19 protein-coding genes are annotated in these 19,472 nt (G+C 48.9%); 10 read left to right on the top strand and 9 right to left on the bottom strand.

The window, feature by feature from the left end:
• Positions 1-9 precede the first annotated feature (9 nt).
• Positions 10-2,148 (bottom strand): ATP-dependent DNA helicase DinG, encoded by a 2,139-nt coding sequence (dinG, locus tag A3750_RS16580; protein ID WP_068466233.1) that lies wholly within the window; start codon positions 2,146-2,148, stop codon positions 10-12.
• Between the two features lie 191 nt (positions 2,149-2,339).
• On the opposite strand from dinG, the gene A3750_RS16575 reads away from it, so the two are divergent.
• The 4 genes from A3750_RS16575 (at position 2,340) to mmsB (ending at position 6,501) form a co-directional block, all read left to right on the top strand.
• Positions 2,340-3,503, top strand: a complete 1,164-nt coding sequence (locus A3750_RS16575) for an acyl-CoA dehydrogenase family protein (RefSeq protein ID WP_068453895.1) — start codon at positions 2,340-2,342, stop codon at positions 3,501-3,503.
• A 17-nt stretch (positions 3,504-3,520) separates the two neighbouring features.
• Positions 3,521-4,306 (top strand): enoyl-CoA hydratase, encoded by a 786-nt coding sequence (locus tag A3750_RS16570; RefSeq protein ID WP_068452582.1) that lies wholly within the window; start codon positions 3,521-3,523, stop codon positions 4,304-4,306.
• A 101-nt stretch (positions 4,307-4,407) separates the two neighbouring features.
• Entirely contained in the window at positions 4,408-5,535 is a 1,128-nt protein-coding gene (locus A3750_RS16565) for an enoyl-CoA hydratase/isomerase family protein (protein WP_068452579.1), read from the top strand.
• Between the two features lie 63 nt (positions 5,536-5,598).
• Positions 5,599-6,501 (top strand): 3-hydroxyisobutyrate dehydrogenase, encoded by a 903-nt coding sequence (mmsB, locus tag A3750_RS16560; RefSeq protein WP_068452577.1) that lies wholly within the window; start codon positions 5,599-5,601, stop codon positions 6,499-6,501.
• A gap of 35 nt (positions 6,502-6,536) precedes the next feature.
• On the opposite strand, the gene A3750_RS27140 is transcribed toward mmsB, so the two are convergent.
• Positions 6,537-6,665 carry a hypothetical protein gene (locus A3750_RS27140; RefSeq protein WP_255374887.1) on the bottom strand — a complete coding sequence of 43 codons (129 nt, stop codon included), beginning with the start codon at positions 6,663-6,665 and terminating at the stop codon, positions 6,537-6,539.
• On the opposite strand from A3750_RS27140, the gene A3750_RS16555 reads away from it, so the two are divergent.
• The 3 genes from A3750_RS16555 to A3750_RS16545 all read left to right on the top strand — a co-directional run bounded on the left by A3750_RS16555 (position 6,655) and on the right by A3750_RS16545 (position 9,551).
• A complete protein-coding gene (locus tag A3750_RS16555; protein WP_231871852.1) occupies positions 6,655-8,514 on the top strand; it encodes an extracellular solute-binding protein in 1,860 nt (619 codons plus the stop codon). The genes A3750_RS27140 and A3750_RS16555 overlap by 11 nt on opposite strands.
• Before the next feature lie 208 nt (positions 8,515-8,722).
• A complete protein-coding gene (locus tag A3750_RS25390; protein ID WP_068452575.1) occupies positions 8,723-8,968 on the top strand; it encodes a DUF6868 family protein in 246 nt (81 codons plus the stop codon).
• Between the two features lie 43 nt (positions 8,969-9,011).
• Positions 9,012-9,551, top strand: a complete 540-nt coding sequence (locus A3750_RS16545) for a hypothetical protein (protein ID WP_156492248.1) — start codon at positions 9,012-9,014, stop codon at positions 9,549-9,551.
• A 142-nt stretch (positions 9,552-9,693) separates the two neighbouring features.
• On the opposite strand, the gene A3750_RS16540 is transcribed toward A3750_RS16545, so the two are convergent.
• The 5 genes from A3750_RS16540 to A3750_RS16520 all read right to left on the bottom strand — a co-directional run bounded on the left by A3750_RS16540 (position 9,694) and on the right by A3750_RS16520 (position 13,635).
• Positions 9,694-10,320 carry a DUF1007 family protein gene (locus A3750_RS16540; RefSeq protein WP_068491473.1) on the bottom strand — a complete coding sequence of 209 codons (627 nt, stop codon included), beginning with the start codon at positions 10,318-10,320 and terminating at the stop codon, positions 9,694-9,696.
• Positions 10,321-10,338: 18 nt separating this feature from the next.
• On the bottom strand, positions 10,339-10,806 hold the full coding sequence (locus tag A3750_RS16535) for a Fur family transcriptional regulator (protein ID WP_068452567.1): 468 nt from the start codon (positions 10,804-10,806) through the stop codon (positions 10,339-10,341).
• A gap of 178 nt (positions 10,807-10,984) precedes the next feature.
• Positions 10,985-12,034, bottom strand: a complete 1,050-nt coding sequence (locus tag A3750_RS16530) for a GTP-binding protein (RefSeq protein WP_068452564.1) — start codon at positions 12,032-12,034, stop codon at positions 10,985-10,987.
• 1 nt (position 12,035) lies between these two features.
• Positions 12,036-12,869, bottom strand: coding sequence for a metal ABC transporter permease (locus A3750_RS16525; protein WP_068452558.1), 834 nt, complete (start codon positions 12,867-12,869; stop codon positions 12,036-12,038).
• The gene (locus A3750_RS16520) at positions 12,859-13,635 is read right to left on the bottom strand and encodes an ATP-binding cassette domain-containing protein (protein WP_068452555.1); all 777 of its coding nucleotides are present in this window, start codon (positions 13,633-13,635) and stop codon (positions 12,859-12,861) included. The genes A3750_RS16525 and A3750_RS16520 overlap by 11 nt, the downstream gene beginning before the upstream one ends.
• Positions 13,636-13,816: 181 nt before the next feature.
• Here A3750_RS16520 and A3750_RS16515 point away from each other — a divergent pair, with 181 nt between their 5' ends.
• Positions 13,817-14,935 carry a zinc ABC transporter substrate-binding protein gene (locus A3750_RS16515; RefSeq protein WP_068452552.1) on the top strand — a complete coding sequence of 373 codons (1,119 nt, stop codon included), beginning with the start codon at positions 13,817-13,819 and terminating at the stop codon, positions 14,933-14,935.
• A 129-nt stretch (positions 14,936-15,064) separates the two neighbouring features.
• Here A3750_RS16515 and A3750_RS16510 read toward each other — a convergent pair whose 3' ends face one another.
• A complete protein-coding gene (locus tag A3750_RS16510; protein ID WP_197466170.1) occupies positions 15,065-17,020 on the bottom strand; it encodes a fatty acid desaturase in 1,956 nt (651 codons plus the stop codon).
• 197 nt (positions 17,021-17,217) lie between these two features.
• Between A3750_RS16510 and A3750_RS16505 the strand changes: the two genes are divergently transcribed.
• The gene (locus A3750_RS16505; protein WP_255374888.1) at positions 17,218-18,168 is read left to right on the top strand and encodes an AraC family transcriptional regulator; all 951 of its coding nucleotides are present in this window, start codon (positions 17,218-17,220) and stop codon (positions 18,166-18,168) included.
• Between the two features lie 41 nt (positions 18,169-18,209).
• Here the strand turns inward: A3750_RS16505 and A3750_RS16500 are convergent, their stop codons facing one another.
• A complete protein-coding gene (locus tag A3750_RS16500; protein WP_231871851.1) occupies positions 18,210-18,803 on the bottom strand; it encodes a GNAT family N-acetyltransferase in 594 nt (197 codons plus the stop codon).
• On the opposite strand from A3750_RS16500, the gene A3750_RS16495 reads away from it, so the two are divergent.
• Positions 18,781-19,472: lysophospholipid acyltransferase family protein (locus tag A3750_RS16495; protein WP_068548476.1), on the top strand; the 692-nt coding region annotated here is incomplete at its 3' end. The genes A3750_RS16500 and A3750_RS16495 overlap by 23 nt on opposite strands.

Here is a 19,472-nt window from a genome sequence, read left to right as displayed (position 1 = left end):
TAGACGACGCTAAACGCCCAGCTTACGTTGATAAGGCGGCAAAGCATCCAAAAGCAGCTGCCCGTAGCGCTTGCTAATCAATCGCTGGTCCAGAATCGTAATTTGCCCGGTGTCCTGCTCCGTCCGAATTAATCGACCGCACGCCTGAATCAATCGCAAACTCGCCTCAGGCACAGAGATCTCCATGAACGGGTTTCGACCCTGTGTCTCCATCCACTCTGCGATACTCTGCTCTAAGGGATCGTTTGGAACGGCAAAAGGTATTTTAGCGATGATCACATGGGTTAAATAACTCCCCGGTAAATCGATACCTTCAGCCAAAGAGGCAAGACCAAACAAAATGCTCTTTTCACCAGCATCAATGCGCTGTTTGTGCTTTTGAATCAGTTCTTGTTTGCCCATTTCGTCCTGCGTCAGTATGCGCTCGCGCAACGAGCGATCAACGCCAAAGTAAACATCGTTCATCTGCTTTCGAGAGCTAAACAACACCAGCACCGCTTTATGATCTTCAATCCAGGCGTCTAGATTTTCGATAATTTCTTCAGTGTGCAACTGCGCTTGATTCGGTAAAGAGCGCATCGGTGGAACACGCAAAACACCAACATTCGCGAAATCAAACGGGCTAGGAACACGATGATAAACAGACTTTTCTGGCAGGCCCGCTTTGTATGCCAAATGGTTAAACTTGCCCAGAGCCGTCAAAGTAGCGGAGGTCAATATTGCCCCGTAAGCCCTTTTCCATAAAGCCGCGTTCAACAAGCCGCCTGCACTCAGGGGGCTGCCAAACAGATAGATGTCGGAGCCAGAGTCGTACTCGCGCAATGTCACCCAGCGCGCGTCCGGTGCATCGCCTTCTTTTACTTCTTTTGCGTAAAACTGCCATAAAGCATAATGGCCATCCGCGCGGTTAAAGTGCGAGCCAATAACCGGATACCACTGCTCGGCCTCTTCGCGATCCAAACCACAATCGGATTTTTCATCAACACTGCGATTCAGCTCCGCTCGAATTTCATCTAAGTATCGGCACAAAGAAGCAAAATCGAGTTTTATATTGAAGGCCTGCTCTCGCAAGACGTCATCAATCAGACCATCTTTAAAGCGAAAGCGACTCTCTGTGCTTCCCTCTTCCTGATCCCAATCGACACCTTTGGCGAGATTCTCATAGAACACATTAAGCTTGCCTTGCAGGGAGATCGTTAATGGAGAAATCTGCTCGATGTTCGATGCAACAAAATGCCCTGCCGTAATGGCTGGCAGCATTTCAGAAAGGGATTTACTCAGCGTCTTCAACCAATTCTCGCTGGCTTTTAGCCCTGTCGAAACCATAAAATGATTGAGCGCTTTATCGGGTAGATGGTGCGCCTCATCGAAAATATAAATCGAGTGCTCAGGCGCGGGCAAAATAACCCCCCCACCCAAGGCGAGATCCGACAACACCAAATCATGATTTGCCACTAACACATCCGCATCATCCCAGCGGTTGCGTGCTTCGTAGTACGGACAACTACTGAAGTAACTGCATCGCCGGTTGGAACATTGCTGATTATCTGCCGTCAAAGAAGACCATGCCTTATGGTCAATCGGCTCTTCAAGCGTATCTCGATCACCGTCCCATGTACCAGAGGCATAGCGCGTCAAGAAACCTTGCAGCACATCCTCACTGAGCTCTTCATTGTCGCTTTGATCAAGGAGAAACAATGGAATCGTCGAATCATTGGGGTCTGCCGAGAACGACTCAATACGCTGCTCAAGCTTGCTCAAACAAACGTATCGACCACGACCTTTTGCCAGCGCATAATTGAAATCTATACCCGAATGCTCGGCAAGTTCTGGTAAATCTTTGGAGAGAATCTGGTCTTGAAGTGCGGTGGTTGCAGTCGAAACGATCAGCTTGCGATCTTGCGCAATGGCCATCGGTAAGGTGGCGATACAATACCCAAGCGTTTTACCAGTGCCGGTTCCCGCCTCTACAACACAGGTTGCAGGATCGCTATTGCGTAATCCTTCGGAATTGGTTGCGATAGATCCCAAATACTTGGCAATTTCGGCGATCATTAGTCGCTGTCCATAGCGCGGACGGAACCCTTCTCGGCCAGTAAACTTTCTGTAGCTCCCCTGAATCAGAGCTTTGTGTTCATCGCTTAACATAAAACGCTACGATCAATACCCGAAATAAAAACAACCGAACTTCGCCTAACAATCCGAATACTTGAGACAAGTATGGAAATTCAATGATTGCAGACCCTATAATCACGAAGCCGCGGAGTTTAGCAGAGATTGCATTTGGGCAGTATCTGAGAATTTCCCAAGATAATAAGTAAAGTAGTACGGAGCTCGCGATGCATTTTGACCTGACAGAAGATCAAGTCGCTTTTCAAGATACCGCCAATCGTTTTGCACAGGAGTTTCTTGCTCCGAATGCAAAAGAGTGGGACGAAACAGCCACCTTTCCAAAAGACGTATTTGTTGAAGCAGGCAAACTTGGCTTTATGGCCATGTATATCCCCGAAGAGCACCATGGGATCGGCATCTCTCGTTTGGACGCTGCGCTGATCATGGAGCAACTCGCCACTGGCTGCACCTCAACAGCTGCCTATGTCAGCATTCACAACATGGCATTCAAGATGCTCAGCAAATATGGACAGCAAAGCCTAATAGATGAATGGGCTGAAGCTCTTGCCTCTGGCGAGAAGCTGGCTAGTTACTGTTTAACAGAACCGGGCGCAGGTTCCGATGCCGCATCCCTGACCACCAAAGCGGTGAAAGACGGAGACGACTATCTCGTATCAGGCAGTAAAGTATTTATCTCTGGTGCAGGCTCAACCGACCTATTAGTCACCATGGTGCGCACCGGCGAACCCGGCGCAAAAGGCATTAGCTGTCTCGCGATTCCAGCAGATGCTGCGGGCATCACCTATGGGAAAAAAGAAGATAAGTTGGGCTGGAACAGTCAACCGACACGGCAGATTACTTTTGAAAATGTGCGGGTGCCAGCGAGCAACTTACTGGCTAAAGAAGGTATGGGATTCAAGCTCGCGATGGAGGGGCTTGATGGCGGGCGCATTAATATCGCGGCGTGCTCTACGGGCACGGCAATTGCCGCACTTGAGGCCGCGAGTCGCTATGCCGGTGAGCGAAAGCAATTCGGCCAAGCGATTGCAGACTTCCAAGCTACCCAAATGAAGCTGGCAGATATGCTGACAGATTTAACAGCCGCAAAACAGATGATCCGTCTGGCGGCATTTAAGTTAGATCAACAAGACCCCGAACGGAGTGCCTTCTGCGCGATGGCAAAACGCTTTGCAACCGACGCCTGCTTCGAGTTGTGCGATCAAGCCTTGCAAATTCACGGTGGATACGGCTACATCAAAGAGTATCCACTAGAGCGTTTTTTCCGCGATACGCGCGTGCATCGAATACTCGAAGGCACAAACGAGGTGATGCGCATGATCATCGCGCGCCGCCTCTTAAACGATCCAAACTTAGCACTGATAAAACACTAGATTCTTCAGGAACAAAGATGACGATAACAAGCCCGACTTCAATGATTGAAGTAAAACAAGATGGTGCAGTTCTTCAAGTCACCATCAATAATCCACCGGCCAATACCTGGACACTCGAAAGCCTCAACGGGCTTAAAAGCGTCGTCGATTCGGCGAGCCGAGCGAATAGCGTTGTCGCCATCGTGATCCATGGTCAAGGTGAGAAATTTTTCTCTGCCGGTGCCGATTTAAAGCAATTTGCCAGCGGCGACAAATCCGCATCAAAGGGGGTAGCGGAAGCTTTTGGAGAAGCTTTCGAAGCGCTTGCCAATTTTGAAGGTGTGAGTATCGCGGCGATGAATGGTTACGCCATGGGTGGCGGACTAGAGTGCGCTTTAGCGTGTGACATTCGTATCGCTGAGGAACAGGCGCAACTTGCACTTCCAGAGGCAAAAGTTGGATTACTGCCATGTGCAGGCGGCACTCAACGGCTGTGTTGGCTGGTTGGCGAAGCGTGGGCGGCTCGCATCATTTTACTCGGTGAACGCATCAAAGCAGACACCGCAGAGAAGATTGGCTTAACCCAAGAAACCACCGGCACCGGGCAAAGCTTGTCTCGCGCGTTAGAAATGGCACAGCAAGTAGCCCAACAGAGCCCAGATGCTGTTCGCGCCTGTAAGCGCCTAATGAAAGCACCACGCGAGCACGCGATCGCGCAAGGCCTAAAAGATGAACGCGCCGAATTCATCGATCTCATTGGTGAAACCAACCAGGTCGAAGGCACTAACGCATTCCTGGAAAAACGCACGCCGTCTTGGTCTTAGCGCTCGAAGACCAATCGCGCAAAACAAGCGTCACATATATAGGCTAACTAAACGCACAGCATCGGCATTGTCCGGAAGACTCACGGAACTAGGCAGACTTAATGACAACACAATCAAGCCAGATACGCACCAAAGAGATCGCATCCAAAAAAGGCAAAGTTGGGCACTTAACGCTCAACGCCCCAAAAGCTTTAAATAGTTTGAGCCTGGAAATGATTCAAAGCGCCTTTCGGCAGCTGAGCCGCTGGGCCGAGGACGATGCCATCGCATGTATCCTGATGGATGGCGCAGGTGACAAAGGCTTTTGCGCAGGCGGCGACGTGCAGAAGCTGTATCAGTCTGCGATTGATAACCCCGGCGGGCCGTGCGACTACGCAGAGCAGTTTTTTGTTGAAGAATACCAACTCGATTATCTGATACACAGCTACCCCAAACCGATTATCTGCATCGGCTCGGGGATTGTTATGGGCGGAGGCCTTGGATTAATGCAAGGCGCTAGCCATCGCGTTGTCTCAGAGAGCAGCCGTATTGCAATGCCCGAGGTAACCATTGGTCTATTTCCCGATGTTGGTGCGACACGCTTCCTTAACGATCTTCCTCAGGGGCTTGGTTTGTTCTTCGCGCTCACCGGAGCAAGCATTAACGCAAGTGACGCAATGAGCCTTGGCCTCGCAGATCACTATGTAGAGTCGTCTAACATTGGCGACATTGTTCAACAGCTTGAGAAAGTATCTTGGACAAAAGACATCAAGAAAAACAAAGAACGTGTTACCTCATTACTAGCCGATTTTGCCGTATCAGAAGATAAGCGCAACAACGACGTTCCATCCGAGCTGGCCAATTGTCGTGACGAGATTGAATATGCCTGCCGCAGCGGCGCCCTAGGCGACGTTATCCACGCGTTAGATAGCATCGATACCGATAGCGGATGGCTCAAAAAGTCGATTAAAACCTTACATCATGGCTCTCCTCTTTCGGCACTTTTGATATTTGAACAACTTCGCCGCCATCGTTATGTGACGCAAAAAGCCGCCTTCGAGGCAGACTTAGTGCTCGCGACGAACTGCGTGCGTTATCCCGAATTTGCAGAGGGCGTGCGAGCCCTGCTGATTGATAAAGACAGAAAGCCAAAATGGGCATTCAAGCACTTCAGCCACGTACCTGCCTCAGTCATGGAGTCGTTTTTCACTCCTCCTTGGGAGCAAAACCCATTAAGCACTCGCCTGTAGATCAGGCTGCATTGAGCGAACACACTTTTGATCCAACGACAAAAATAAATAAACGGAGCGCATATGACGACCATCGCCTTTATCGGATTAGGAAACATGGGTGGCCCAATGGCCGCAAATCTTATCAAAGCCGGATTTAGCGTTCGGGTCTTTGATCTTGTTGAGGCCAATGTTACACAGCTAGAACAACAAGGCGCTTATGCGGCAAAAAGTGCAGAAGAGGCAGCCCAAGGCGCAAACGCGCTGATAACAATGCTCCCAGCAGGAAAGCACGTAGCAGGACTGCTTAGCGGCCCAGACGGGCTGCTTGCCAAACTGCCCAAAAACACCTTGGTTATTGACAGCTCTACCATCGATGCAGAAACCAGCCGCGCCGTTCATGCTGAGGCTAAAAAATACGATTTGCTCTTTATCGACGCCCCTGTATCTGGCGGTGTCGCCGCAGCAACAGCAGGCACGCTCAGCTTTATGTGTGGCGGGAGTGCCGACGCATTTGAAGCCGCGAAAGCACCTCTCTCCGCCATGGGAGCAAACCTGTTTCATGCGGGTCCTGAAGGCGCAGGCCAAGTCGCAAAAATGTGCAACAACATGCTGTTGGCGATACATATGATCGGCACCAGCGAAGCCTTAAAGCTTGGCGAAAAGAATGGCGTCGATGCCTCTGTGCTTTCCGAGATTATGATGGCAAGCTCCGGAAAAAACTGGAGCCTAGAAAAGTACAACCCCTACCCTGGTGTGATGCCAGCTAGCCCTGCGTCGAATGATTACAAACCGGGGTTTATGGTGGATCTGATGACCAAGGACCTTGGATTGGCGATGGACAATGCTCAAAACCAGAATAGCGCCACGCCTCTGGGAGCACTCGCATACGAGCTCTACAAACAAAAGCAAGCCAACGGCGAAGGTGCGCGTGATTTTTCTAGCATCATTGAGCTTATTGACGCACTACCAAGATCAGACAAATAGGTGAAGATCATCCACGTGAAGCATAAACGCTCAGCTCAATGTGCATTGAAGCTTGCCAGGTTTAGGTCAGCACCCAGCACCGCACGCACAGCTCCCTCCACAGCACCCTTTACAGCAATCTGCGCAGCATTGCTCACAACGCTCATCGTAAACGTGTTTTTCATACCCGCGGCGCTGTCTGAGACCAACATTGTCGAGACCAACATTGTCGAGACCCATGCGATCGCGCTTTACGGTGAACCCAAATACCCAGATGGCTTTGAGCATTTTGACTGGGTAAAACCTGACGCGCCTAAGGGCGGGCAGCTGCGCCTAATGGGTTTTGGCACATTCGACTCAACCAACCCCTACACCCTTAAAGGCACGAGCCCGTTCAACACTCCGGGCATGTTCATGTACGGCTTTTCAGAGCTAAACGAAACACTCATGTTGGGCACCGGCAGCTATTCGCCATCGGCCGATGAAGCGCAAACAGCCTATGGCCTTTTGGCCGAGCGCTTGCGTTATACAGAAGACTTTAGCTGGGTTGAATACGACATCAGACAGAACGCTTTCTTTCATGATGGGCATCCCGTTGACGCAGACGACGTCGTGTTTTCATTTAATACCTTAATTGAAAAAGGTCATCCTCGCTTTCAGCAAAGCTTGCTCGATGTACACAGTGTCGAAAAACGCTCCTCACACACAGTGCGCTTCAATCTCAAAGATGGTGCCGGTAAACAAGCCGTGTTTCGCACTGGCGAAGTGCCCGTGCTACCACAGCATTTCTGGCAGGAAAAAGATTTCGAAAGCGCCTCAAGCGTCGTACCGCTTTTAAGTGGCCCCTATAAAATCGTTGAAGTGGATACCGGCTCACGCATTACCCTAGAGCGGGTGCCCACATTTTGGGGAAACGAACTCAACGTCTACAAAGGGCGCTATAACTTCGACACGATCAGCATGGATTTTTACCGAGATCAGGCCGTTGCGTTTGAGGCATTCAAATCGGACGAGTTTGATATTTTCTATGACTACACCGCCAAGAACTGGGCCGAGGGTTATGATTTTCCGGCCATCAATGCCGGCGATATCATCAAAGAACAAATCCCGCATAGTATTCCATCTGGAACACAGGGCTTTTTCTTTAATACCCGCAAAGCGCTATTCAAAGACAAGCGCGTTAGACAAGCTATCTCGGAGCTATTTGATTTTGAGTGGATTAATGCCAGCCTTTTCCATAAGGCCTACACACGCAACACTAGCTACTTCCCCAACTCCCAATACGCGCATCAAGGCAAACCTTCAGCAGAAGAACTCGCCCTGCTAGAGCCATTCAGAACGCAGTTACCACCCGAGTTGTTTTCCGGGCCATTTGAATTTTCACCTAGCAAGGGGGACGGCAATATCCGAAACAAAATGCGCAAAGCGATTAAGCTACTGCGCGATGCAGGCTGGGAACAAGATCAAGGCGTTCTAAGAAACAAGCAAACTGGGCAGGCCTTCAAGTTTGAGTTCATCTATCGACAGGCAGGGCTTGAGCGCGTAATCATGCCCTTTATCAAGAACATGCAACGCCTTGGCATTACAGCAAAACCACGTTTAGTGGAAAACGCCCAATACAAAGCGCGACTCGATCAATTCGACTTTGATGTCATGACCTTTGTGCTGTCTCAAGGGACGGCACCCAGTTACGAGCAACGCGATTATTTTCATAGCGAGTTGATTAATGTCGAAGGCGGCCAGAACTATGCGGGCATCCAAAATCCTGCGGTGGATGCGCTCATCGAAACCTTACTCAACAGCAAAACAGAACAACAAGTCGTGACCACAATGCGTGCGCTCGACCGAGTGTTGATGTTCGAGCATTACATCGTGCCGAATTGGCATATAGGCATCCACCGCGTTGCCCACTGGAATCGATTTTCTCGCGCCAAAGACGCCCTTCCCTACAAGCTAGGCACAGAGAACTGGTGGCTGAAAACGACGCAACAAAACTCGAAATACAACACCAAAGACAAGGCGAAAGACAACTAGATCGTCGTACTAGTAGAGCAAGATGCTCACGCCTCGTGTCTCAACAAAGAAACAGCCGCGGACTCATTGCTCAAGCTGTCGCGCCAAATCGCACATGTCACAAATAAGGAACCGCATAGCATGGTCCGTCCACCCATGCGATTCATGTTTAACAAGGCAACGACGCACCTTATGCGAAATCGATTATCCAAACGAAGAGGAAATTAAATTGGAAAACATACAAGTCATCACGACTTTTTTAGGTTGGTGTACTGTTGTAAATTTGGGCTTTTATTTACTTACCGCTTTCGCGTTAATGGGTTTTAGGGAGCCAATCAAAAAGATACATTCAAGCGTTTCTGCTGTTGCAGGTGAGAAGCTAGATGAGCTGTATTTTAACTATTTAGCCAGCTTCAAAATGGCGATTATCATCTTGAACATTGCACCTTATGCAGCTCTTAAACTTATGGCATGAGTGAGTTGGGCCTAACATGCAAACGCTACCAGGGGAGATTTTGGTGAAACCAAGGAAGATGAAACAGGAAATGCAGGCGAAGTTCAGTGCTGGGGTAACGCGCGCAGAGCTACTGAATGAATACAAGGGGCTTACACTTCCAGAAAAGCGCGTTGCAGCATGCGTTGCCTCACTGAAAGACGAAACGCTATGCCAGCTTTACAGTGGAAGAAACAACATATTAATTAGTCTGATGTTTGTGCAGGCGTTATTTGCTGCGTTTGCTGGCTATACCACTGGGCTCTCAATAGGAGGGCAGGCTCCATATTGGTTGGCAGGCATTGCGGCTTCTATCTCGTTCTTATTCATTATCGGCTTCTACAGGCACAGCTTAACGGCGTACTTGGCTTATATATTTCTTTCCATCAGTCAGTTGCCCAATACATTTCCTAGCGCAAACGACGAGCCGATTAAGCTTTTTATTATATGGTCTATCACGGTCGGCACTATCTTGTATGTATGGCATGTTAAATCAAAGCTGTATCCATACTTTGGGTTTTTCGGTGCTAAAAAAGAAAGTGGCCAATTCACCTTCGCCCGCTAAACATTTTTTATCGCGCTAGGCCCTAGGTGGGCCAGCTCATTTTGATGCCATACGTTGTTCGCCTTTTGGCCTTGCTCGTAGGACCATACACAAGCAACAGGCCATACTCACTTGGAGCGGCATTTTCCTAGAATGGTTTTCGTCAGATGCACTCAATAAATGCCGTTTCTGCGAAAAGCTGACCTAGACCATCGGTGTCTCTCTGTGTCTTATCAAGACTTTGCGCATAATCAATTTCCTCATCGGTCGGCTCGGGAAACTTTAATTGTTTGGTGCACTCTGTCGCGTTTCCTCCAACGATTTCGATATTCCGCTCGGTCTCGTGATTCATTGCGATGTAATACGTTGGATCAAAAACCCGCCATTCGAGGCGCGTACCCTCAACGGGTATTTTTTGGTCAATATCAAATTCCATATCTAGAACCAAAACCAATTGTCCATCGACCTTAGTCGTTGTCAGTTGATACTTCTCAGGCATGCCTAAATCGACCACGGCATCATGCGCTTTGAGCTCAGAGAAATAGGTATACGGTTTGAGGTTTTTTATCATTGCGGTGGCCGTTTCAGATAGGCCTAACAGCTCATCGCCAAACTCATTTAATAAGTCTGCGTGCATAATCATGGAGTAGTAGAAGTCAAACTCCCACCGTTGTTTTATACCAATCAAGCGTGCTTGGTCGTCCAAAACAAACGTTGAATTTAATTGAATCCAATTATGTGGATGCGCTTGCACGGTACTCACGCAAGCCCATAGAAAGCAGTAAAGCATGCACTTTTTTAACATATACTAAGCCGCCGAATTGACACACTCATCACACACGCAATTAATCTCAAGCTGAGGACTAACAAGCTGAAAGCCTTCGGACTCGACGCGTTTTCTTAAATCTTTTTCGGTAAATTTACCCAAACTAATTTCTTTTACGCGCTGGCATTCACCGCAAATCAAAAACTGCGAAACCTCATGGCGATGCTCGCAATTAATGTGGCAGCATGCCACATACTTATTTGCCAAATTGAGTTTATGAACCAAATGCTGTTCTTGAAGAAAGTCCAGGATTCGATAAACAGACATGGCCGGAATCACCTCGTCGTACTCGTTCTTGCACAGTTCAACAAGCTCATAGGCCGAGAGCGCCTTGTCTGAACCTAACAAACCCGATAAAACCAATTTACGTTTGGGCGTTAAACGCGCACCACTTTCTAGGCACTTTCTTTCTGCACCTTGAAGTGACTGTTGATCAAGATCGAGATCCATAACCGTTCCTTTACCTATATAATCAAACGTAAACTAGATGTGCTGCGCATTTGCTACCATATCATGCGCATTTCACAGGGTCTTCAAAACTTAAAAAGTCGGCTTTCATCCATCGCCACGAACTTCAGCGCATCAGTACCGGAGCAAACCACTTTTTCCTGCTCTTGCTTTCCTCGGCCTACGAAAGCAGACACGCCATGAGCGACTCCTCGATGGGCATATCCAACTCGTTGTAAATCACCTCAACGCGGCTTTCAAGGCAATCATCTAGGGCAAATTCACTGAACCCATCACTTGTTAAGTTAAAACCGACTACGCCCTCTTGCGTGATAAAAACGGCTTTCGCACGTTCAACTTTGTGGCCGCTCAAACGCTGCATAAAGTCATGCAACTTTGCTCGATCAAATACCTTGTCGGCAGAAAAGCGCCAGCCGAGGCTTTGATACCCCTCTCCGCGATTGCTCGCCTTCAGATAGCCGTTGTCGGGAATCTGTGGCTCTATGATTGTTTCGATTGGCTGCTCGACCAGAACGTGACCGTGCTTCTGATCTTGCGGATGATGCGGCTGCGAACTTGCCTTAAAAGCAGAGCGCCCCTCCAATAATGAAACATCAATGTTGCCAAAAGATGCAAACGCGACCTGTGCCGTATTTGCGTTATGCTGAGCGACATAGCGTATGAGGTTTTGAGTGGCATTCGGCGGATACACTTCCTGTTTATTGCCAATGACCACATCCGCCATCGCAATTTGCTGGTTAAACGTTTGATGCTCGGTATATCGTGGGTCATCGAGCTTTCTTGCATCCACCAATGTTATTGTCTTTTGAATAGAGAGAACCGGCTTGTAGACGTCGGAAGCCAGCACCTGCATCACTTCAAGGGGATGTCCTAAACCTGTCGGCTCTATTAACAAACGATCCGGTTTTGCCCGCGCCAACAGTTGGTTTAATGCAATTTGCATAGGCAAGCCGGCGGCACAACACATACAACCTCCGGGTACCTCTTTGATATAGATGCCCGACGCCTCGGTATGCTGACCGGTAAAAAGGCTGCCATCAACGCCAACCTCACCAAATTCATTGACCAAGACGGCCCACCGTTCGTGCGCTGGCTTGGTCTTCAACAAATGAATAATCGAGGATGTTTTTCCAACACCAAGAAAGCCGGTAATGACATTGGTTGGCACAGCTGAAATAGCGCCGCGCTGGGTATGCGTGCTTTGTTTCACGTTAGGTCTTCTCACAGGCCTGGGAGCTTTGAGCGCGAGAGAAAAACAGAGGTAGGATACGACTTGCCGCGCTAATGACAATAAACAAAAAGGCGCTTACACAGACGATGGTTGGGCCGGTTGGCGTATCGAACAAATACGATGCGCGCAATCCAGTAAGACTGGCTATTAGAGCCAAGAACGCAGCAACAACGGCCATCGCTTCAGGGGTCTTGCTAAAGGGCCTTGCCGTGGCTGCCGGCACAATGAGCATCGCCGTAATCAGCAACACACCGACTACTTTAATCGCGACCGCGACCACAATCGCCAAGGCAATGGTGAGAATAAGCTGTTCTTTTTTGGGGTCATAGCCACTCGCCAACGCCAGATCTGTATTGAGTGTCGAAAGCAACAACCCCGTCCAACGCCACGCAATCAAGGCCAGAACAACAGCCGCCCCACCCCAGATGACCAACAGGTCTGTTTTACCGACGGCAAGAATATCGCCAAACAAGTAAGACATAAGGTCAATCCGAACACCGGATAGGAAAGAGACCGCAACCAAGCCAATTGCAAGCGAGGAATGGGAAACGACGCCAAGCAAAGTGTCCATCGCAAAGCCCTTGCCGTTGAGTGACGAGACCGTCATCGCCATAACAAAACAAACGCTCAATACACTCACAAACAATGGCGCAGAGAAGGTTAAAGATAATGCGATGCCGAGAACAGCCGCATGTGCCGTGGCATCACCAAAGTAGGCCATTCTTCGCCAAATGACGAAACAACCAAGCGGCGCTGCAGCCAGCGCGACTCCGACACTAGCGAGCGTCGCTCTAACTAGAAAGTCAACAAACATTTCCTGATTCCTTTTGCAGCATGCTCGCATTCGCGTGCTGGTGATCGTGATCATGATCGTGGCTATGGTGATTCTGATGCAAGTACAGGGCAGCCTCGTCTTTGTCTAAGCCGAACAGCGCTCGATATTCGGGCGACATACCAACAACTTCGGGCTTGCCTTCGCAGCAAATGTGGCCATTCACACAGATAACCCGGTCGGTCTGTCGCATCACAACGTGCAGCTCATGGCTGATCATCACGATGCCGCATCCTAGCTTCTGTCGAACGAGATTAATCTGTCGATAAAAGTCTGCCGCGCCACGATGATCTAAGCCTTGTGTCGCTTCATCCAGTAACAATAAATTTGGTGCGCCGAGTAACGCCCTTGCGAGTAATACGCGCTGAAACTGCCCTCCAGACAAATCCATCACCTGTTGTTTATCCAGGTTTGGAACACCTGCATGCTCTAATGCCTCTGCCACAGCGTCTGGGCTATGACCGCCCGGTAAATTCATAAAGCGCTTAACAGTCATTGGGAGCGTCTCGTCCACGTAGAGCTTTTGTGGCACATAACCGAGTTTAAGATCTGGAGACCTTTGGAGAGTACCCGAGGTGGGTTTGATCGCTCCGATCAGCGCTTTGAAGAGCGTTGTTTTTCCAGAGCCATTCGGACCAATCACCGTCACAATCTCACCCGCCGCAACCGACATTGTTATATCGTGCAGAACGCGGCGCTTGCCATAATTCACAGACAGTGAAGTGCATTCAATGAGTTTTTTCGTCAATGAGAACTCCCGATTTCGGCCGCCCTATCCGAGCAACTCTCTTTAAAACACATTTGGTATTGTGTCGAATGAAATAGTGAAGTTATGATATAACATAACATTTTGAGCATCCAGCTGTTTGTAAGCTCATTTCTTGTTGAAGCACTTTTTACTGCTTAACGCACCTACTACGGAGAATGTAATGCGAAAAAGCCTTCTTAGCCTCGGCCTAATTGGTCTGGGTTTGCCATTAAAGACGCTCGCTGAAACACCAAATGTTGCAGTGGACATCGCACCGCTTCATTCCCTTGTAAGCCAAGTGATGGATGGAGTTGCTACACCAGAATTAATTATCACGTCGGGCGCTTCTCCACATCACTATTCTTTGCGTCCTTCTCAAGCGAGGGCTTTGTCAGAATCAGATATTGTATTTTGGATGGGTGAAGAACTAACCCCCTGGCTAGAGAAAGCGATCGATAACGTGGCAAGTTCCTCTAAAAAAGTAGGCATGTTGGATTTAGCAGTAACGACGACTTACCCTTTCCGTGAAGGCACGACCTTTGAAGAGCATGCTCACCACGACAGCGAAGAGAGCGAACACGGACACCACGACGAACCGCATGCGGATGATCATGCCGAGCATTCGAAAACAAACGAGGAACATGAAGCGCACCATGGCGGCTTGATCGATCGCTTTCTCTCGCTGTTCAGCTCAGGACACCATGACCATGAAGACGATCACCACGATGAACACGAAGACGAACATGATGAAGAACACGCAGACCATGAGGCGCACCTTCACGATGGGGTCGATCCTCACGCGTGGTTAGACCCGGAAAACGCAAAACAATGGGTAACGGAGATCTCCCGCGTACTGTCTGAGCAAGACCCAGAGAATGCAACAACGTATCAAGCGAATGCGAGCACCGCGATCGTGGCGCTTGACCAGCTGATTGAACAAACACAAGCAGAAGTCAGCAAGCTTGGAGATCTTCGATTTGTGGTGTTTCATGACGCGTATCAATACTTTGAGAGGCGTTTTGATATTGCAGCGGCAGGCTCTATTTCACTGGGCGACGCGGAAGACCCAAGCCCTGCGCGGATAACCGAAATTCGAAATACGGTTCAAACGCTAGGCGTTACCTGTGTGTTCGCCGAGCCGCAGTTTAATGAAGGTTTGGTGAAAAACATCTTCGCAGATTCCGCCGTCACACGAATTGGTGTTATGGATCCTTTAGGCGCAGACATTGCGACGGGTAAAGCACACTATTCTGGCCTGATTCTCGGTATGAGCGCCAGTTTAGCGGATTGCATAAAATAGCGGCAGCAGCCCTAGGTGGATCAGCCATCTAGGGCTCTCTCTGCGCGGGGATCGACGAACAAACCTCTATCGAAGTGAGGTATGCTGGCTTATCAACACCTCAACACTTGGAAACAACAGCGTATTCGTTCAGCTCTCAGATAACACAAGATGATTCAAGGGTTTGCATTGGCAAGCCAACGTGTACCCTGCCGATTTTTCGTCAGAGGTAATGCCGGGTACAGAGTTGGGTATCGACACTGCCTCGCCCTCTTCGATTTTCAGCTTACACGAACCACAGGTACCGGAAGAACATGCATGTGGCAACTGGATCCGAGCCGCTTTGGCAACCTCGAGTACAGTCTGATTCGATGCCACAGATAAGGAATGTGTCTGCCCATCCGCAAGCGCCACATCAACTTTATGCAACGGCCCCTTCGCCTCGGTAAGCGATGACACAAACTGCTCGATATGTATCTGCTCTCGCGCGATATTCCGCTCGGCTAACACGTCAAGCGCAAGGTCCTTCAAGCCCGCCGGCCCGCAAATATAGAACGCTGTTCGCTTGGTCTGTGCGCTGGATGAATCCGCACCCCTTGAAGGCAACAACTCAGCCAGAGTCGCCTTGTTTAGTCGGCCTTGTATATCCAAAGGATCATGCAGCTCTTGATGAATAACGTAACGAATCGTCAGGCGTTCAGGATGTTGTTCTTTGAGGTGTTCTAATTGATCAAAAAACATAATGCTGTCGCGACTGCGACATGCATAAATGAGCGTCACGGACACATTCGGATGCTCAGCGAGCGCCGTTTCCGCAATCGAGAGTATTGGCGTAATACCGCTACCACCTGCGATTAACACTAAGCCGTCGTGCTCGTTTGGCTCAGCGGCGGGGTAAACAAAGTCCCCAAAAGGCCCTTGCACAACGAGCTCATCGCCTACCTTCAGATCGTCGTTCAGAAAGCCCGAGACCAAGCCCTGCGCGGTTCGTCTAACGCCGATTTTCAAGCTATCTGATCCTGGCTTGGCACATAGGGAATAGCAGCGCGTTTGTTGCTCGCCATTGAGCCATTTACTCACTGTGATGTATTGGCCCGCTTGATATTGAAGACGTTCACCCTGCGGCAATTTAAACTCTATACAAGCAGAATCGAAGGTTAACGCCCTTACCTTCGCGACTTCGAGCACCATGTTGATCGACTTGCCATCGTCCAACAAACTCCGCGTATTTGGTGACGTCATAAAGCCTGGTCTCGTTCCTCCACGCAGATCTTCAATCGGAGCTCCGAGCACCTCCAAATCAGGCAAAATCCGTGTATACACCTCTTTATATTTATACCAAGGCAGCCGAGGATACATGTGGTGGATCAGATGATAGTTTTGACCAAGCAATAGCACGTTTAAAAGCGTGCCAGGATAGATACGCGTGTCGTGATAACGGCTACGCGATTTGTGCGGGTGATGCGGTATGTAGTCAAAAAACAACGCGAGTGCGAGCACCGCAATTATGTTTGGAATGATCACAAAGGCGACGATTTCAAAACCATAGCCAAGCGCCGTCAGAATGAGCAAGCCAGATACTACGGCAGTGAAGTAACACGCTGTACTTTTGTAAGTACTTCTAATTGCGCGCACTCCACGTAACTTGGTAAACGCCAGCACGTGGTATTGAATTGGAATATAGAGACTGTTCAGCGCAACCGTGAACCATGAATGCGCAAATGTGTAGTGGTCTGGGTCGCGATCTGGGTCATTGGTAAACGAGTGATGGCGGTCGTGGATTTTTTGAAAAAAACGATACGGCACCAACAACAAAGGTACGGCAAACGCCCAACCTAACATGGATTCAATGGGTTTGAGCCGAGCATTCGATTTCACAATACTCCCGTGGCCTGCATCATGAACGACAGTAAAACTCGCATAGGCCAAGTATGCGCAAATCAGGGTGGCTGCCGCGTAAGGGAGATCACCTGCTAGGGCACTGCTAATCGTCCAGTAATAGCCCAGCACAATGCCTAATGCTAACAGCAGTGTTCCCCACGCAACATCGGGAACCGACTCTTGCCACTTGGATTCAAACGCAACCGGTTTGGCTTCGCTCATCATTTGCATCTCGTCACCTCGTCATTCTATGCGTTCAATATATACTCAGAGACGGTTTAGCCGCATTTCCTTTAATGACATTATTATTAACATTAACCGCCAATTCGGTTTAAGATTAACCAATGACATCACCAAACCAATCCCACATTGCTTACCTGTTAATCGTTTAAAGCCTTCAATTTACAACGGTTGAACGCCTACTGGAGCATACAAAGCTGACGATTGAGTCTTTATCCACGACCGAGATGATTAGCCTCTCGGATGCAATCCAAATCGTCCATAACGTCAATAAGTACAGCTATACACCAATCTGGCCAGCCATCTATGGAAAGCATTTAGGCGTGGCAACACATGGGCCAATTGGCTATGCCGCAGTCAGTGCGCCTACCGTCGGTCGAGCGTTATCGACCTTTATCGAATGGTTCCAAATACGTTCTGCGTCTTATGTCAGTAAAATTATTGAAAGCGAAGAAAACTTTGAGATCGTGGTGTTCGATACAAGTGGCGATGATGCCTACAAACAGTTTTTTTTCGAATCGCTGATGCGCGCTTTTGAAGTGCTGATTAGCCTGCTTGCGGTTGAATCAAAGTGCCAAACAACATTGCATTTCGAAACGAACGCCGAGCATCGGAGGGAGCTCATGAAAAACGAGTATGCGTCAAAACTCGTTTTTGCATCTGATACAAACAAATTGGTCGTGCCTAAAGCGATGTGGTTTCAAGCCTCGCCGCTAAGCGATCACGATTCGCACGAGCTTAATTTACGAAAGTGCCAACAGCTCATGGAGCAAATGGAATACAAGAATCGCTGCGACATCGCAGTGAGACACTTGCTCCGACGACATATTGAGGAGCGCATACTGCGCCAAGGTGACTCAGAGTTGCTCCCCTCCCTAAAACAGACGAGCGAAGCCTTACATTATTCGGAACGAACACTCATTAGAAAGCTACAGCAACTAGAAACCTCTTACAAAGAGATACTCGAGGCCGAGAGACGATCATTTGCCGACAAGCTTTTAAGAGATGCGAGATACACCATTTTTGAAATCGCAGATATTCTAGGGTACAAAGAGTCCGCCAGTTTTTGCCGTGCGTTTAAAAACTGGTTTGGGCAGAGCCCTTCAGCCTATCGCCGTAGCCCTCGGGCATAACCCCCCTTCGGTTCACTGAGAAAATCGCTTATCAACATCGACTATGATGTCGATGACAACAGCATCTCAATGTGTGGAATGCCGTCTTCGTCATATTCGTCCGAGACCTGCTCATATCCAAACTGACTATAAAAGCGCTTCAGATGAGCCTGAGCAGAGATGCGATTGCCCATGCCTGGGTATAATTTTTGTGCATCCTCCAGCACATGCTCCATGAGTAGAACGCCAAGACCCGTCGCTCTAGCATGACGCGCAACAACGACTCTGCCAACCGCGGGCTCTGCAAATTTAAGCCCGGGCGGCACTAGGCGCGCATAAGCGAGAATGGCGCCACTTTGATCACGACAAAAAACGTGTAATGCATCGTCATCTTTGGTATCGATATCCGGATAAATGCAGTCCTGCTCGATCACAAACACATCCTGACGCAGCATCAAAATTCGATGCATCTCGTGCGCGCTCATCTCTGTAAAAGGCTTACTAAACCAAGTAATCGCGTTTTTATTCATCAAATCGTCTTTTAATTGTTTACCCGCATGAAGATTGTGGAATAATACATCTCTAAAGGCGTGCACTAAACGATAATCATAACTTTGAGCCACGTTGTACATCATGAAGTTAAAAGCATTTCTCAAAAAAACACTCGTTTCATCCGAATTGGATCAGAAACTCGATCGCATCAAAAATCCTGTTGGGTCTCTAGGTTACGATCCTTGGGGCCTCAACACAGATACCAACAAAATTATGTTCTCCCTATTTTCGACCATTTACGACAAGTACTTTCGTGTCGAAACACATGGCATCGAACATATTCCTAGTAGTGGTCCGGTGTTGATCGTGGCGAACCATAGTGGACAGTTGCCTATCGATGGAACGCTCATTGGCTATGCTGTGGCAAACCGGGAGCATGCTCCGCGCTATCCACGAGCAATGATAGAGCGATTTTTTCCTACTGTTCCTTATGTTGGCAATGTACTCAATCAGTTAGGCGCAGTGCTTGGAGACCCAACCAACTGTGCCAAAATGCTAGATAATGGCGAGGCCGTTATCGTCTTTCCGGAAGGTATTAGAGGCTCTGGTAAACCCTATAGCAAACGTTATGAATTGCAGCGATTTGGCAATGGCTTTGTACGACTCGCCATGGAGCACAATACGCCTATCGTGCCCGTTGGTGTGGTTGGCTGCGAAGAAACGATTCCCGCTATTGCGAACATAAAACCACTCGCAAAAATGCTTGGCATTCCTTACGTGCCGGTTGCCCTGCCCGTTATTTTTCCAGCCAAGGTACACCTCAACTTTGGTAA

The organism is Oleiphilus sp. HI0079, assembly GCF_001635105.1.
Note: the sequence above shows the minus strand (reverse complement) of the source record. Positions and strands in the feature narration are given on the sequence as shown.

Excerpts from the sequence above, each read along its gene's own strand:
- A3750_RS16570 (WP_068452582.1), top strand. The coding sequence starts at position 3,521 with ATGACGATAACAAGCCCGACTTCAATGATTGAAGTAAAACAAGATGGT.
- A3750_RS16540 (WP_068491473.1), bottom strand. The coding sequence starts at position 10,320 with ATGCTTTACTGCTTTCTATGGGCTTGCGTGAGTACCGTGCAAGCGCAT.
- A3750_RS27140 (WP_255374887.1), bottom strand. The coding sequence starts at position 6,665 with ATGAAAAACACGTTTACGATGAGCGTTGTGAGCAATGCTGCGCAGATT.
- mmsB (WP_068452577.1), top strand. The coding sequence starts at position 5,599 with ATGACGACCATCGCCTTTATCGGATTAGGAAACATGGGTGGCCCAATG.
- A3750_RS16525 (WP_068452558.1), bottom strand. The coding sequence starts at position 12,869 with ATGTTTGTTGACTTTCTAGTTAGAGCGACGCTCGCTAGTGTCGGAGTC.
- A3750_RS16565 (WP_068452579.1), top strand. The coding sequence starts at position 4,408 with ATGACAACACAATCAAGCCAGATACGCACCAAAGAGATCGCATCCAAA.
- A3750_RS16535 (WP_068452567.1), bottom strand. The coding sequence starts at position 10,806 with ATGGATCTCGATCTTGATCAACAGTCACTTCAAGGTGCAGAAAGAAAG.
- A3750_RS16515 (WP_068452552.1), top strand. The coding sequence starts at position 13,817 with ATGCGAAAAAGCCTTCTTAGCCTCGGCCTAATTGGTCTGGGTTTGCCA.
- A3750_RS16510 (WP_197466170.1), bottom strand. The coding sequence starts at position 17,020 with ATGATGAGCGAAGCCAAACCGGTTGCGTTTGAATCCAAGTGGCAAGAG.
- dinG (WP_068466233.1), bottom strand. The coding sequence starts at position 2,148 with ATGTTAAGCGATGAACACAAAGCTCTGATTCAGGGGAGCTACAGAAAG.
- A3750_RS16575 (WP_068453895.1), top strand. The coding sequence starts at position 2,340 with ATGCATTTTGACCTGACAGAAGATCAAGTCGCTTTTCAAGATACCGCC.